General features: G+C 63.6%; 16 protein-coding genes and 1 riboswitch. Of the genes, 9 read left to right on the top strand and 7 right to left on the bottom strand.

From position 1 onward, the window contains the following. Nucleotides 1–20 precede the first annotated feature (20 nt). From AWB80_RS17280 to AWB80_RS17295, 4 genes are all read right to left on the bottom strand, one after another. Nucleotides 21–653: a response regulator gene (locus AWB80_RS17280; protein ID WP_061175889.1), complete on the bottom strand. Its 633-nt coding sequence runs from the start codon at nt 651–653 to the stop codon at nt 21–23. Nucleotides 654–750: 97 nt separating this feature from the next. Further along, complete coding sequence (locus AWB80_RS17285) at nt 751–1,326, bottom strand: ferritin-like domain-containing protein (protein ID WP_061175890.1); 576 nt, start codon at nt 1,324–1,326, stop codon at nt 751–753. A 184-nt stretch (nt 1,327–1,510) separates the two neighbouring features. Then, nucleotides 1,511–1,672 carry a DUF1328 domain-containing protein gene (locus tag AWB80_RS17290; protein ID WP_075643714.1) on the bottom strand — a complete coding sequence of 54 codons (162 nt, stop codon included), beginning with the start codon at nt 1,670–1,672 and terminating at the stop codon, nt 1,511–1,513. Nucleotides 1,673–1,682: 10 nt separating this feature from the next. Continuing rightward, nucleotides 1,683–1,859 carry a DUF1328 domain-containing protein gene (locus AWB80_RS17295; protein ID WP_087131367.1) on the bottom strand — a complete coding sequence of 59 codons (177 nt, stop codon included), beginning with the start codon at nt 1,857–1,859 and terminating at the stop codon, nt 1,683–1,685. 128 nt (nt 1,860–1,987) lie between these two features. Here AWB80_RS17295 and AWB80_RS17300 point away from each other — a divergent pair, with 128 nt between their 5' ends. Then, nucleotides 1,988–3,499, top strand: a complete 1,512-nt coding sequence (locus tag AWB80_RS17300; protein WP_061175891.1) for a sensor histidine kinase — start codon at nt 1,988–1,990, stop codon at nt 3,497–3,499. A gap of 186 nt (nt 3,500–3,685) precedes the next feature. Next, a complete protein-coding gene (locus AWB80_RS17305) occupies nt 3,686–3,820 on the top strand; it encodes an entericidin A/B family lipoprotein (protein WP_016344885.1) in 135 nt (44 codons plus the stop codon). A 163-nt stretch (nt 3,821–3,983) separates the two neighbouring features. On the opposite strand, the gene AWB80_RS17310 is transcribed toward AWB80_RS17305, so the two are convergent. Beyond that, entirely contained in the window at nt 3,984–4,766 is a 783-nt protein-coding gene (locus tag AWB80_RS17310) for a DUF4397 domain-containing protein (RefSeq protein WP_061175892.1), read from the bottom strand. Between the two features lie 340 nt (nt 4,767–5,106). Then, complete coding sequence (locus AWB80_RS17315; protein ID WP_061175893.1) at nt 5,107–6,048, bottom strand: EamA family transporter; 942 nt, start codon at nt 6,046–6,048, stop codon at nt 5,107–5,109. 217 nt (nt 6,049–6,265) lie between these two features. Next, nucleotides 6,266–6,408: riboswitch (TPP riboswitch) on the top strand. Between the two features lie 141 nt (nt 6,409–6,549). On the opposite strand from AWB80_RS17315, the gene thiC reads away from it, so the two are divergent. The 7 genes from thiC (at nt 6,550) to AWB80_RS17345 (ending at nt 13,507) form a co-directional block, all read left to right on the top strand. Continuing rightward, nucleotides 6,550–8,481 carry a phosphomethylpyrimidine synthase ThiC gene (gene thiC / locus AWB80_RS17320; RefSeq protein ID WP_061175894.1) on the top strand — a complete coding sequence of 644 codons (1,932 nt, stop codon included), beginning with the start codon at nt 6,550–6,552 and terminating at the stop codon, nt 8,479–8,481. 240 nt (nt 8,482–8,721) lie between these two features. Continuing rightward, nucleotides 8,722–8,901: a glycine zipper 2TM domain-containing protein gene (locus AWB80_RS17325; protein WP_425266866.1), complete on the top strand. Its 180-nt coding sequence runs from the start codon at nt 8,722–8,724 to the stop codon at nt 8,899–8,901. A 210-nt stretch (nt 8,902–9,111) separates the two neighbouring features. After that, nucleotides 9,112–9,627 (top strand): hypothetical protein, encoded by a 516-nt coding sequence (locus AWB80_RS17330; protein ID WP_061175896.1) that lies wholly within the window; start codon nt 9,112–9,114, stop codon nt 9,625–9,627. Nucleotides 9,628–9,906: 279 nt separating this feature from the next. Continuing rightward, nucleotides 9,907–10,035: a hypothetical protein gene (locus AWB80_RS45330; RefSeq protein WP_279628660.1), complete on the top strand. Its 129-nt coding sequence runs from the start codon at nt 9,907–9,909 to the stop codon at nt 10,033–10,035. Nucleotides 10,036–10,291: 256 nt separating this feature from the next. Then, the gene (locus AWB80_RS17335) at nt 10,292–11,893 is read left to right on the top strand and encodes an L-lactate permease (protein ID WP_061175897.1); all 1,602 of its coding nucleotides are present in this window, start codon (nt 10,292–10,294) and stop codon (nt 11,891–11,893) included. Between the two features lie 109 nt (nt 11,894–12,002). Beyond that, nucleotides 12,003–12,935, top strand: coding sequence for a DMT family transporter (locus tag AWB80_RS17340; RefSeq protein ID WP_061175898.1), 933 nt, complete (start codon nt 12,003–12,005; stop codon nt 12,933–12,935). A 44-nt stretch (nt 12,936–12,979) separates the two neighbouring features. Further along, nucleotides 12,980–13,507, top strand: coding sequence for a hypothetical protein (locus tag AWB80_RS17345; protein ID WP_061175899.1), 528 nt, complete (start codon nt 12,980–12,982; stop codon nt 13,505–13,507). A gap of 1 nt (nt 13,508) precedes the next feature. Here AWB80_RS17345 and arfB read toward each other — a convergent pair whose 3' ends face one another. Beyond that, nucleotides 13,509–13,922, bottom strand: coding sequence for an alternative ribosome rescue aminoacyl-tRNA hydrolase ArfB (gene arfB / locus AWB80_RS17350; RefSeq protein ID WP_061175900.1), 414 nt, complete (start codon nt 13,920–13,922; stop codon nt 13,509–13,511). Nucleotides 13,923–13,939 lie beyond the last annotated feature (17 nt).

The raw sequence follows: 13,939 nt of genomic DNA on the forward strand, positions 1-13,939 counted from the left end.
GCCCTCCGTGTGCCGCGCCGCTATTCGATCAGGCCATTCTTGATCGCGTAATACGTGAGGTCGGCGTTGTTGGCGAGCCGCATCTTTTCCAGCACGCGCGCCCGATAGGTGCTCACCGTCTTCACCGATAGATGCAGTTCCTGCGCGATTTCCGTCGGAATCTGGCCGCCCGCGAGCTTGCAGAAGATCTGAAACTCGCGCTCCGACAGCATTTCGTGAGGCCGCTCGGCGGCGGGTTTGTCGAGCTTGTCGGCGAGCGCGTCCGCGATGAATTCCGACAGATACCGATGCCCGCGCGCCACCGTGCGGATCGCCCGCACGATTTCTTCGGGCGCGGCGTCCTTGTTCAGATAGCCGTTCGCGCCGGCCTTCAGCAGGTTGATCGCGTACTGGCTCTCCGGAAAGCCCGAAAGCATCAGCACGCCCTGCTCCGGCCGGATCTGCTTGATCACGCGCAACGTGTCGACGCCGTTCTTGTCCGGCATGGCGATGTCGAGCAACACCACGTCGAACGCCTGCTCGCGCACGCGCGCAATCGCCTCGTCGCCGGTGGCGGCTTCGGCGGCGACTTCCATGTCAGGCTCGTCCGCGACGAACTGGCGGAAACCGCTGCGCACGATCGCGTGGTCGTCGGCTATCAGGACTCGAATCATTCGCGTCGTCCGCAAGGCCGGACGCTCTTGTAATAGTTGATCGGCCATGTCATGGAGTGCGCCGGGCACGCACTGCGCGCGCCCGGCGGCATCGCCCTTATCCGTTGCGGCCTTCCAGCAGGTCCGCCATGTCGTCGGCGTGTTCTTCCTCGACGGCGAGAATGTCCTCGAAGATGCGCCGCGTCGTGACGTCCTTGTCGCCGAGATAGCGAATGATCTCGCGATACGTATCGATCGCGATGCGCTCGGCAATCAGGTTCTCGCGGATCATGTCGATCAGATCCTTGCCTTCGCTGTACTCCGAATGCGAGCGCGACGAGAGGCCGTCCGGCGCGAAATTCGGCGCGCCGCCGAGCTGCACGATGCGCTCGGCGAGCGTATCGGCGTGTTCCTGTTCCTCGTTCGCGTGCTCCAGGAATTCCTGCGCGACGGCTTCCGAATGGATGCCCTTCGCCATGAAGTAGTGGCGCTTGTACCGCAGCGTGCAGACGATTTCGGTGGCGAGCGAGTCGTTGAGCAGCTTCAGCACGGTCTCGCGATCGGCGCCGTAACCTGTCGTCACCGCGCCTTCGTCCATGTGCTGCCGCGCATCGGCGCGAATCTTTTCGACATCGAGGACAAAAGCGTCCGTGGACTGGCTCGGCGCAGCTTTTACAGCAGACGATTTGGACATTTGGTTCGCTCCTCTGTGATGGGGTGTGACATGACTGTTCGCTGGCGCGGGTCCGCATAGAACCCCGCTATCCAATCAGAGACTCCGATGCATGCGCCATGCCTGATCCCTTCAAAAAGCCGCACGACGGTCGTAAAACCCGCGCGCGGCTTGGTGGCTCATGGCTTTCGCCCGAATGAGGGCATCACGTTCGGAACACGCCGAGCAGCAAGGTGACCACGAACACGACGAGAAAAATATAGAAAAGGATCTTCGCGATTTCCGCCGCGCCGGCCGCGATGCCCGTGAAGCCGAACACGGCCGCGATGATGGCGATGACGAAGAAGACAACGGCGTAATGAAGCATGTGACCTCCTCTAATCGATGGCTTTTTTCGTGATGACGAAGCCGAGCACCAGGAACACGGCGCACAGGATCAGGAACAGCACGAACAGGAATTTCGCGATGGCCGCGGCTCCGGCGGCGACGCCCGTGAAACCCAGCACGCCCGCGATCACGGCCACGATCGCGAAAAACAATGCCCACTTCAGCATGATCGTTCCCCGTAAGAATGGATGACGGAACCATCCTAGCGATGCGTCTGGCGGCGCGCATCCGGGCAGGCTCCTTTTTTGCTGTGGGAATCCACCGACACTCGCTTTCAAATCGGCTACCCGACACCATGAGCCACGTACCGCGCGCCGCGATACCGACGATCCTGCCCGACGAAGCATCGTCCTTCGCCGCCGACGAACCCGCCATGCCGAAAACGCCCACGCCGCCCGCGCCGGCCGGAATCGCGCGACGCGCGGCGCGTTTCAACGAGTGGATGCGCCGCTACAGCTGGGCCGTCGCAATGACGGTGGCGATCGTCATCACGGTGGGCGGCCTCGTCATTCTGGAATCGGGGCGCATGCGGATCGCGTCGGAATACGAAACCGCGCTCGACGCCAAGGGCGCAACCGCCCAGTTGTCGACGCTCGCCGCCGATATCGCCACGCTCACCGCCGACGAACGCGGCTTCGCGCTGAAGCCGGACGGCGCGTATCAGGCGCATTTCAGGGAGACAACCGGACGCGTGCGGCGCACGCTGGCGTCGCTCGATGCGTATTACCGGCGCATCGGCGACGACACCGCGCTCGCGAGTTTCGCGCAGATCCGCGCCGCCGACGACGATGAAATCGCGCAAGGCACCGTGCGCCTCGAAGAAGCGCCGGACGATGCCGCCGCACGCGTGAAATCGCTCGCGCTGCCGCCGCCCGACACCAGCGCGACGCTCGATGCGGCGTTGTCACTGTTGCGCCTGAACGAGGAACAGCGCGCGCAACACGCGCTCGACGCGAGCCGCGCCGATCAGCGCATCTCCACGCTCTGCGTCGGCGCGTTGTGCGCGCTCAATATCGTGTTGTTCATCCTGCTGTTCCGCAATCTCGGCATCCAGCTCGACAAACAGGCTCGCGTGCAGAAGGCGCTCATCACGCAGCAGGAAGAACTCGATCAGCTCGTGTTCGCGCGCACGCGCCAGCTCGAAGCGCTCGCGTGGCATTTGCAATCGGTCAGTGAAAACGAGAAGACGGAGCTCGCGCGCGAACTGCACGACGAACTCGGCTCGATTCTCACCGCGAGCAAGATGGACGTCGCGTGGGTGCGCGGCAAGCTGAAAGACACCGAACCCGCGATGGCCGAAAAGCTCGCGCGCGCCCTCGGCAATCTCGATCAGGGCATTGCGTTGAAGCGCCGCATCATCGAGGACATGCGCCCGACCGTGCTCGCCAACTTCGGCCTCGTGACCGCGCTGCGCTCGCTCGCCGATGAAGCCGCGCAGCGCAACGGCTGGAGCGTGGAATCCGATCTGCCGGGCGAGGACGTGAAGCTCGGCGAGGCGATCGAGATCGCGCTCTTTCGCGTCGCGCAGGAGACGCTCACGAACGCGGCGAAATACGCGCATGCGAGCCGCATCCGCATTGCGCTCGATATCGATGAAGAGAACGTGTCGCTCTCGATCACCGATGACGGCATCGGCATCCGGCCACAGGATCTGAAGCGCACGCAGACGCATGGGCTCGTCGGCATGCGGCAGCGTGTGTCGGCGCGCGGCGGGCGCTTCGAGATCGAGCGCGCATCGCCGCACGGTACGGCGATCAGCGTGTCGATGCCGCGCGAACGCAGTGTCGATGCGCCGCTCGCCGCGTAGGACGATGCCGACACCAAGAACGGACGCCGCCGACAGGAAAATCGCATGCGTGCCTACAGCGTGGCGTGGTCCGCTTTTTTTATGATTGTTCACATCGGTAAGGCGGGCGACGACAAGGCGCCTGTCACCACAGACACGATGCGCGGACCTATTCCTGTCACGCATTTCAACTCCAAGGGGATAAACATGACTCGACTCATCGCTCTACTGCTGATTGCAGGCACGGCGGCTCTCGCGGGCTGCAACACTGTCTCGGGTGCGGGCCAGGATATTTCGAAGGGCGGTCAGGCCATCTCGAATTCCGCCGAGGAGCACAAGTAAGCGGCTGCTCAGGCTCAGGCGTTCCTTAGTGTTGATGTAGTGCCCTGTCTTCCCGCCACGTTCGCGTGGCGGGAATTTTTTTGTTCATCGCCATCTTGCGCGACGGGCAAAAAAAAACCCGGCCGATGGGCGCGGCCGGGTTTGCTTGCTCAGGCGTGAAGCGTCATTGCGTGTCGGGCAATTCGAGCGCCGGTTGCTGCGTGTTGCCGCCCTGCGCGACCAGCACGCGAATCTTCTCCGGCACCAGTTGCGAGAGCGCATTCCCCGAAGGCAGCGTCGTCACGAGCCAGTCCGCGTTCTTGGCGAGATCGAACGAGGCCGATGTGTAGACGGGCGTCTTCGAACCCGGCAGCGTCGCGATCAGCTGATACGTGCCGCCTGAGACGTAGAGGGAATCCTGCGTCGTCGCGGGGACGGCGTTCTTGTAGGCGACGCCCGCCATCGTCGGGCTGACGTTGGCGACGTTCGTGCCCGGCGCGACCAGATAGATATCGAGGTTCGGCGCATTCGTCGACGCGTTGAAGGCGCGCACCCGCGCACTGCTCGACAGAAGTCCCTTGTCGAACGGATCGTCGATCACCGCGATCGACGGCAGGAAGCCCGCGTCCGGCAGTGCGATCACCGTGTACTCATGCCCCTTTGCCGCGTTCGAGATGCTCGTGTCGGTGGCGAGTTGCGTCGTCGTGTTCACGGCCGCGTAGGAGAAGTTGTGCTGGCCGGTGTCGATGTTCGCGAAGTTGGTCACCGTCTTGTAGGCGAGATTCGGCTGCAGGACCTTGCTGTTGTCGTAGAAGTCGACGTTCGGGCCGCTCGGGATCGCGTGAATGAAATGGACCTGCGCCTGGGTGACGCCGATTTCCTTGCCGACGTCGTCGGAGCTTCCGCCGCAAGCGGAGAGCAAAGCGGCGACGGCGGCAAGCGCGGCAGCGGTGCGGATGAGCTTCATGGTGACACCTTCCTTTGTTTTGATCGACACCTCGTTATCCGGGGTCCGGACGCCTGGACGTCCTCGGTACTTCGCGCCTGGTTCGCCGGCCCCGGTTCTTTTCCCTTCCTTGCCCGATCGAACGACGCAGCAGCGCCATCGATACGAGTGCCTGCCTTGAGCAATGGATATGCCCCGATGCGGTGTGCGGAAGTGGCACGTGTCCACTCAAGCCTTGCTGGACAAGGCTTGGCGATTCATTAGAGGAATTATTCGAGAGGTGGAAAGCGAGTACGGCTGAGCCGCCTCGATCGATGCAGGCGGCCCCTTTGTGGAAGCGTTTCTTACAAGGCAGGCGCGCTCAGACGAGCCCCCGCCTCCGATAATCAAACCAGAACGAAAGCCCGACCGAAAGCAGAATCACGACCGTCGCGATGACGGTCCACTGCGTAATGATTTCCCCAAGGAGCACCGCTCCCAGCATGACGGCGACGACCGGATTCACATAAAGGCAACTCGTCGCGACGATCGTGCTCGTGTTCCGAATCAGAAAGTTATAAGCGACATACGCCGCCATCGACCCGATCACCACGAGATACACGAACGAAAACCCCGCGCCGACGCTCACCTGCGTGAGCCGCTCGCCCGCCGCCAGCGCGATGCCCGTCGCGATCAAACCGCCGAGCCCGATCTGCAACGCCGTCGACATCAACAGATCGGACGGTTGCGGCAAACGGCTCGCCAGATGCGCGCCGCCTGCCCAGAAGATCGCCGCGCACAGAATCGCCAGCGTGCCGACCGTGGAACTCGGCGACGGATCGCCATGATTGAGCAGCACGATGCCGATCAACCCCAACGCCACCGCGAACCACTCGCCCTTCGCGACATCGCGCCCGCTCAGCGCCGTGAAGATCGTCGCGAAGAGCGGCACAGTGGCCACCATCACCGCGGCCGTGCCGGTTCCCACCGTGCGCATGCCGTAGGCCATCATCCCGCTCGACAAGCCTTCCAGCAAAGTCCCGACGATCGCCGCATTGCGCACTTCCCGCGCGCTCGGCCACACCGCCTTGCGATGCAAGGCGATCACGAACAGCCCGACGCCCGCGCACAGATTACGCAAACCGCCGAGCATGAGCGGCGGAAACGACTCGAGCGACAGATGGATCCCGAGATACGTCGAGCCCCACACGAGATAGACGACGGCCAACGCAAGCGCGACCTGCCCCTTGAAGGAGCGCGGTGCACGAAACGGAAAACGGTCGGGGAAGCTGAACGGCAGACGCGGCGGCGGCAGAGCGGACATGCATTACTCCGCAACGGCTGCGCGCCGGACGATAACGGACAAAACCAGACTGAACGGCATGGCGGAACGAAGAAGTGCGAGTGCGCGAGGAGAGACCGCGCGATCCCCGGGAAAACCCGGAATCCGCGGCGCTCGACATTATGCAGTAAGCACGGAACGCGGTCGCACATCTTTACGAATGGTTGCCAAGACGCCACGCCCCGGTGTAACGTGTCGGCTGCTAACGCGGGGGTCCTGCGTTGCACATCGCGATTTCAATCGGCTTCATCGGTCTGAATCGCTTCGTGCGGCGTGGGTGAGAAATACCCTTTGAACCTGATCTGGATAATGCCAGCGCAGGGAAGCGTTCGGGTTCCAAGGTCCGCAGCATCCGCACCGCTTCTACCGAACCCGTACCTTTCCATCTCGTTCCTCCCTGTTTAGCTCCTGAATCAGCCGAGCTCGACGGCGTTCGCCCGCGTCGCGCCCGGATAAAACCGTCCCACACAGGAGAGACAGCACATGAATGCCAACCCCAAGTTCCTGTCAGAGAACGCCGTCGTCGATGCCGCCGCCATCGCGCCGCTGCCGAACTCGCGCAAGGTCTATGTCGAAGGCTCGACGCCCGACATCCGCGTGCCGATGCGCGAAATCACGCAATCCGACACCCCCGACGGCTTCGGCGCCGAAAAGAATCCGCCCGTCTACGTGTACGACACGTCCGGCCCATACACGGACCCGGACGCGAACATCGACATCCGCTCCGGCCTGGCAGCGCTGCGCGGCAAGTGGATCGAAGCGCGCGGCGACACGGAAGAACTGAGCGGCTTGTCGAGCGAATTCGGCCGCGAACGCGCCGCCGATCCGAAGACGGCCGAATTGCGCTTTCCGGATCTGCATCGTCATCCGCGCCGCGCGATTCCCGGCAAGAACGTCTCGCAGATGCACTACGCGCGGCAAGGCATCATCACGCCGGAGATGGAGTACATCGCGATCCGCGAGAACCAGCAGCGCGCGGAATATCTCGAAAGCCTGAAGAAAAGCGGCCCGAACGGCGAAAAGCTCGCCGCGATGATGGGCCGCCAGCATTCCGGCCAGGCGTTCGGCGCGGCGGCGTTCGGCAAGGACGCGGCGAAGGAAATCACGCCCGAATTCGTGCGCGAGGAAGTGGCGCGCGGCCGCGCGATCATTCCCGCGAACATCAATCACCCGGAAAGCGAGCCGATGATCATCGGCCGCAACTTCCTCGTGAAGATCAACGCGAACATCGGCAATTCGGCGGTGACCTCCTCCATCGGCGAGGAAGTCGACAAGATGACCTGGGCGATCCGCTGGGGCGGCGACACGGTGATGGATCTGTCGACCGGCAAGCATATTCACGAAACGCGCGAGTGGATCATCCGCAATTCGCCGGTGCCGATCGGCACGGTGCCGATCTATCAGGCACTCGAAAAGGTCAACGGCAAGGCAGAAGACCTGACGTGGGAAATCTTCCGCGACACGCTCATCGAGCAGGCGGAACAAGGCGTCGACTACTTCACGATCCACGCCGGCGTGCGCCTGCAATACGTGCCGCTGACCGCCAACCGGATGACCGGCATTGTGTCGCGCGGCGGCTCGATCATGGCGAAGTGGTGCCTCGCGCATCACAAGGAAAGCTTCATCTACGAGCACTTCGAAGACATCTGCGAAATCATGAAGCAATACGATGTCTCGTTCTCGCTCGGCGATGGCCTGCGCCCCGGCTCCATCTACGACGCCAACGACGAAGCGCAGCTCGGCGAGCTGAAGACGCTCGGCGAACTCACGCAGATCGCGTGGAAGCACGACGTGCAGGTGATGATCGAAGGCCCCGGCCACGTGCCGATGCAGCTCATCAAGGAGAACATGGACCTGCAACTGGAATGGTGCGACGAGGCGCCCTTCTACACGCTCGGGCCGCTGACGACGGATATCGCGCCGGGTTATGACCACATCACGTCGGGCATCGGCGCGGCGATGATCGGCTGGTTCGGCACCGCGATGCTCTGCTACGTCACGCCGAAGGAACACCTCGGCCTGCCGAACAAGGACGACGTGAAAGTAGGCATCATCACCTACAAGCTCGCGGCGCACGCAGCCGATCTGGCGAAAGGCCATCCGGGCGCGCAGGTGCGCGACAACGCGCTCTCGAAGGCGCGCTTCGAATTCCGCTGGGAAGACCAGTTCAACCTCGGCCTCGATCCGGACAAGGCGCGTGAGTTCCACGACGAAACCCTGCCGAAGGATTCGGCGAAGGTCGCGCACTTCTGCTCGATGTGCGGCCCGCACTTCTGCTCGATGAAGATCACGCAGGACGTGCGCGATTTCGCGGCGAAGCAGGGCCTGAGCGAAAACGAGGCGCTCGCCAAGGGCATGGAGACGAAGGCGATCGAGTTCGTGAAGAAGGGCTCGGAGATCTACCAGCCGACCTGATGCTTCCGGATGGCTGACAACGGCCTGTCGCACGGTGCGTGCGGCAGGCCGTTTTTTCATGCGCGTCGGGCGCGAAGCCTTATCGGGCCTCGATGAGCGATTCATCGGACGATTCAGGCATTTTTCCTGCTGAGAAACGAACGAACCGGCGAAAACGTCGTGACGAACCGTAGCCGATTCACTTCATCATCGAATTGGAGAGTCGACATGAAAACCATCAAACAGATCGGCGCCGCCGCAATGGTCGTTGCGTTTCTCGGAGGACTGACCGCTTGCGGCGACATGAGCACGCGTCAACGGGATACCGCCATCGGCGCGGGCGTGGGCGCGGCGGGCGGCGCGGTGATCGGCGGCAGCGCGCTTTCGACGCTGGGCGGCGCGGCTGTCGGCGGGGTGATCGGCAATCAGGTCGGCAAGTAGCGGGACCGGAATTCGGGCGGCGAAGCACGCTGGCTTCGCCGCAATTTCGCCGCCTTGTTTCATTTCTGATACATAAAGTCGCGCCGTAATGCTTTGTCACACTACGCGCAACGATTGACGACATCGTTCGACTAAGCTGCTTCTTAACGGACCCGTTTTCCCCTCATCCGATTCAAGAGTTCGGCAAGCCGTATCGCCAGGAGCAGTACCATGATTTCCGCTCGCAGCATTCCCGGACCTGGAACGGCAGCCGTGGCGCTCGCCGTCGGGCTCATCGTCAGCGGGTGCTATTACCCTTACGGCTATCCGGCTTATCCACCTTATCCCGTCGTCGGCACGGCTTATACCCAGCGGGAATTCACGGTGCCCGCGCAGGGGGCGTCCGGCGGCGCTGCAGCAACTTACACAAGCAGCGCAACGCTCCCGCCGCAATATGAGTACGCGGTCGGTTCGCCGTATTCCGACTACTACCAGACGGTTCCCTACTCGTATCCCTACTATCCGCCGTATGCCGCCTATCCGGCTTATTACGGCTATGGCTATGGTTACGGCTATCCCGCGGTTTCACTCAGCTTCGGATACTGGGGCGGCGGCGGTTGCTGCTGGGGCGGCGGATGGCACGGCCACGGCTGGCATGGCGGTGGCGGCGGCTGGCACGGCGGCGGCAGTAGCTGGCAAGGCGGAGGTGGAGGCTGGCACGGCGGAGGCGGAGGCCACGGACATTGATCCGCGCTGCCGCATGTTGCATCGGATGAGACAAATGACGACTTCGCACATCGCCTCGTAACATTGCTGCAACATTTTCTGATCCATTCGACCATCGGGCTGTGTTCCGCGCGATTGTGCGACCGGACACTTTCCTTATCCGACAAGGCGTTGGCGGATTTCGCCAGACGATTGGCACGGTTCTGGCTATCTACGTCCCCAATTGCCGCGTTGCGACAATGACCAAGTCGCAAAACGGTGCCGCGCATTCCGCGCACTTTCCGTATCGGGGGATCGGACATGATGGCCTTTGCGTTTTTCCTGTTGTGGATGCTCGCCTCTCTCGGCTTGTTGACCGTGTGGGTGTTCCGGCAGACGCCCGCCGTCAACCGCGATAACCCCGCGCCCGACGCCATCGCCAAAAGCTGATCGCGCGCGCAGCTTCGCCTTCCCTTCATGACGGCGCGCCCGCCTCGCGGCGCGCCCCGTCACACCCCGGGCACTCCGCCCGGGCCGCAATGAACCGGCATTCGCGCCTTGACGCAGGCCGTTCGCGCCCTATTCTTAGTGTGCGCGTTATGCGGATGCTTAAGCCGGTGACCACCCACAGCCGAACATCGAACTCCACGCGCATCGCGGCGACCGTCCACGCCGCTCTCGCTCATGACGCCCGCAAGGAGCCCCGATGTTCCATCAGCTACTCACCCCGATCGCTCATTCCCTGCTCGCGTCCTTCATCGTGGCCGCGCTGCCGATCATCCTCGTGCTCGTACTGCTCGGCTGGGCGCGCCGCCCGGCGTGGCAGGCGTCGCTCGCGGGCCTGATTCTGGCGCTCGTGATCGCCGTGGCCGGCTGGCATTTCCCGGTCGGGCTCGCGCTCGATTCAGTCGCGGCCGGCGCCGTGTTCGCACTCTGGCCGGTCATGTGGATCGTGTTCGCCGCGATCCTGCTCTACAACGTCGCGCAGCGCTCGGGGCGTTTCGAGGCGTTTCGCCTGTGGATGGTCGATAACCTGCCGAACGACCGGCGCATCGTGCTCGTCGTGATCGGTTTCTCGTTCGGCGCGCTGCTCGAAGGCATTTCCGGCTTCGGCACGCCCATCGCCATCACGAGTTCGCTGCTGATCCTGCTCGGCTTCCCGACGCTGGAGGCGCTCACCTTCACGTTGATCTTCAATACGGCGCCGGTCGCGTTCGGCGCGCTCGGCGTGCCGATCACCGTGCTCGGCGCCGTCACGCATCTGCCGACCGACGCGCTCGCCAAAATGGTCGGCCGCCAGTTGCCGCTCTTCGCGTTCTTTCTGCCGTTCTACGTGATCGGCGTCTACGCGGGCTTTCGCAACATGACACGCATCTGGCCCGTGCTGCTGGTCTCGGGCGGCGCGTTCGCGCTCACGCAGTTCGTCACGTCGAACTACATCAGCTATGCGCTGACCGACGTGCTCTCGTCGCTCGTGTCGCTGATCCTGACGATCGCGTTCCTGCGCGTATGGAAGCCCGTGGCGGACGAGCGCTTCGCGGTGAACGTCGAGCGCCTCGGCGCCACGCGCTCGACGATTCCGGGCGGCCAGGGCTGGCTGCCGTGGATCGTCGTGTCGGTGGTCGTGATCGTGTGGACGGTGCTCAAGATCTTCCTGATCGGCGACGTCAAGCTCGCGTGGCCGGGCCTCGACAAGGCCGTCTACATCACGCTGTACAACCAGCCCTACGGCGCGATCTGGGACTTCCAGCCGCTCGCGACCGGCACCGCGATCCTGGTCGCATCGATCATCACGGCGCTGCTGGTGAAACTGCCCGCGCGCGAGTACGGCGCGGCCATCGTCGATACGTGGGTGCAGACGCGCATCGCGATTCTGACGGTCGCGACGATCGTCGGCCTCGCGTATCTGATGAACTATTCGGGCATGAACTACACGCTGGGTTTGGGCGTGGCGTCGGTCGGGCCGTTCTTCCCGCTCGTTTCCGCGTTCCTCGGCTGGGTCGCCGTGTTCCTGTCGGGCAGCGACACGTCGGGCAACGCGCTGTTCGGCAACCTGCAGGTGGTCGCCGCGAACCAGCTCAACCTCAATCCGGTGCTGATGGCGGCGACCAACTCGTCCGGCGGCGTGATGGGCAAGATGATCTCGCCGCAAAACATTTCGACCGGCGTCGCGACGACCGAGCTCAAAGGCAAGGAAGGCCTCGTGTTCGCGCGCACGTTCTGGCATTCGATCTTTCTCACCGTGCTGCTCGGCGTGCTCGTGTGGCTGCAGCAGAACGTGCTGACGTGGATGATTCCGCCGCACTGATTTCGCCTCTCTCCCGCTTCTTGCGCTTTCGTTGCGCGGACCAATTTTGGTATGCGCGCGGTGCTAACATGCGCGGACTTTCGATACGTAACCCGAAGTCCGCCCCGCCATGTCACCCGCCAATCTGCTGCAACTGATCGTGCTCGCCGCCCTGTGGGGCGCGTCGTTTCTCTTCATTCGCGTCGGCGTGGCCGAGTTCGGCGTCGCGCCGCTGATGGCGCTGCGCGTCGGCATCGGCGCGGTGTTTCTCGTCGCGATGCTGCTGGCGCGCCGTCCGCTCGCCGCCACCGTTGCGACACTGCGCGCGCGCTGGCGTCAGTTGTTCGTCGTCGGCATGCTGAACTCGGCCGCGCCGTTCTGCCTTTTCGCCTATGCCGAACTGACGCTCTCGGCCGGCGCGACCTCCGTCATCAACGCGACGACACCGCTGTTCGGCGCGCTCGTCGCCTACGTGTGGCTGCGCGACCGCCTGACGACCGCGCGCACGATCGGCATGGCTATCGGTTTCGCCGGCGTGCTCGTGCTGGTGTGGAACCAGATCGCTCCGGAACAGGCGGGCCACGATGCCGCGCTGCCCGTGCAGGGCATGCTCGCGGCGGCGGCGGCGCTGGCGGCATCGGCGCTCTATGGTGTGGCGGGCAACTTCGCCAAGAAGTACCTGATGAACGTCGACGCGATGACCAACGCCGCTGGCAGCATGATCGGCGCAACCCTCGCGCTCGCGCCGATCGCGCTCCTCACGTGGCCCGCCGCGCCGGTTTCCGCGCACGCGTGGGGCGCGGTGCTGGCGCTCGGCATCGGCTGCACGGGCGTCGCGTACTTCATCTATTTTCATCTGATCACCGTCGCGGGCCCCGCGCGCGCGATGACCGTGACCTTCGTCATCCCGCTCTTCGGCATTCTGTGGGGCGCGCTCTTTCTGCACGAACACGTTTCGCCCGCGATGCTCGCCGGCTGCGCGATCGTGCTCGCGGGCACCGCGCTCGCCACTGGCGTCGTAAAGCGCGTACCCTTTAACCGACGACGCAAACTCGCGCCGTGAGCTGATCTTTCTGCGATGTTCGCATTCCTGCACCGGAAGCCGACATGAACATTTCGCTGACCAAACTCAAGCACGAAATGATGAAGATGGTGCCGCCCACGCTTTTCTTCTTCGTGCTCCTGCATGCTGTCGTGATCATTCGCACGCTGATGGTGAAAGGCACCGGCATTTCGCTGCCCACGTCCGTTTCGGTGATCGTTGCGTCGCTGATTCTCGGCAAGGCGGTGTTGATCGCCAATATGCTGCCGTTCATCAATCGCTTCCCGGATCGCCCGCTGGTCTGGAACGTCGCCTGGAAGACGCTCATCTACACGATCATCGCCGGATTTCTGCACTATCTCGAGCGGCTGTTCGATTTCTGGAAAGAAACGCATAACCTGGCGGCGGCGCATCACGAGTTGATCGCGCACGTCAACTGGCCGCAGTCCTGCGCGGTTCAGATTCTTCTGTTCCTGATGATCAGCAACTACTGCGCGTTCGCCGAACTCGGGCGCGTGATCGGGAGCGGCGTGCTCAAGTCGTGGTTTCTCGGCCCGCTCGGCGATGTGCCTCGGCAGTGGAAGGAAGGCTGACTCAGTCGCCGCGCACCGGCCCCCGCCCCGCCTTGATCGCCCCGCGCTTCACCTTGCCTTCGACACGACGCAACTGCGAAGCCCGCGTCGGCTTGGTCGCAACGCGCTTGCGCCGCGTGACCGAAACGCTTCGAATCAGCTCGTCGAGCCGCGCGAGCGCCGCGGCACGGTTCATGTCCTGCGTGCGATGTTCCTGCGCCTTGATGACGATCACGCCTTCCCGCGTGACGCGGCTGTCGCTGAGCTCGAGCAGCCGCGCCTTGATGTGCTCCGGCAGCGACGACGCGCGGATGTCGAAGCGCAGATGAATCGCGCTCGACACCTTGTTGACGTTCTGACCGCCCGCGCCCTGCGCGCGCACGGCCGTCAGCTCGATTTCGTTCGGCGGCACGGTGAGACTGTCGGTGATCGTCATCGGTCGCTCCTTGATCC

Source organism: Caballeronia pedi (assembly GCF_001544915.2).
Classification (GTDB): Bacteria; Pseudomonadota; Gammaproteobacteria; order Burkholderiales; family Burkholderiaceae; genus Caballeronia; species Caballeronia pedi.

Coding starts and splice junctions, on each gene's coding strand:
- AWB80_RS17280 (WP_061175889.1), bottom strand. CDS start 653: ATGATTCGAGTCCTGATAGCCGACGACCACGCGATCGTGCGCAGCGGT.
- AWB80_RS17285 (WP_061175890.1), bottom strand. CDS start 1,326: ATGTCCAAATCGTCTGCTGTAAAAGCTGCGCCGAGCCAGTCCACGGAC.
- AWB80_RS17290 (WP_075643714.1), bottom strand. CDS start 1,672: ATGCTTCATTACGCCGTTGTCTTCTTCGTCATCGCCATCATCGCGGCC.
- AWB80_RS17295 (WP_087131367.1), bottom strand. CDS start 1,859: ATGCTGAAGTGGGCATTGTTTTTCGCGATCGTGGCCGTGATCGCGGGC.
- AWB80_RS17300 (WP_061175891.1), top strand. CDS start 1,988: ATGAGCCACGTACCGCGCGCCGCGATACCGACGATCCTGCCCGACGAA.
- AWB80_RS17305 (WP_016344885.1), top strand. CDS start 3,686: ATGACTCGACTCATCGCTCTACTGCTGATTGCAGGCACGGCGGCTCTC.
- AWB80_RS17310 (WP_061175892.1), bottom strand. CDS start 4,766: ATGAAGCTCATCCGCACCGCTGCCGCGCTTGCCGCCGTCGCCGCTTTG.
- AWB80_RS17315 (WP_061175893.1), bottom strand. CDS start 6,048: ATGTCCGCTCTGCCGCCGCCGCGTCTGCCGTTCAGCTTCCCCGACCGT.
- thiC (WP_061175894.1), top strand. CDS start 6,550: ATGAATGCCAACCCCAAGTTCCTGTCAGAGAACGCCGTCGTCGATGCC.
- AWB80_RS17325 (WP_425266866.1), top strand. CDS start 8,722: ATGGTCGTTGCGTTTCTCGGAGGACTGACCGCTTGCGGCGACATGAGC.
- AWB80_RS17330 (WP_061175896.1), top strand. CDS start 9,112: ATGATTTCCGCTCGCAGCATTCCCGGACCTGGAACGGCAGCCGTGGCG.
- AWB80_RS45330 (WP_279628660.1), top strand. CDS start 9,907: ATGATGGCCTTTGCGTTTTTCCTGTTGTGGATGCTCGCCTCTCTCGGC.
- AWB80_RS17335 (WP_061175897.1), top strand. CDS start 10,292: ATGTTCCATCAGCTACTCACCCCGATCGCTCATTCCCTGCTCGCGTCC.
- AWB80_RS17340 (WP_061175898.1), top strand. CDS start 12,003: ATGTCACCCGCCAATCTGCTGCAACTGATCGTGCTCGCCGCCCTGTGG.
- AWB80_RS17345 (WP_061175899.1), top strand. CDS start 12,980: ATGAACATTTCGCTGACCAAACTCAAGCACGAAATGATGAAGATGGTG.
- arfB (WP_061175900.1), bottom strand. CDS start 13,922: ATGACGATCACCGACAGTCTCACCGTGCCGCCGAACGAAATCGAGCTG.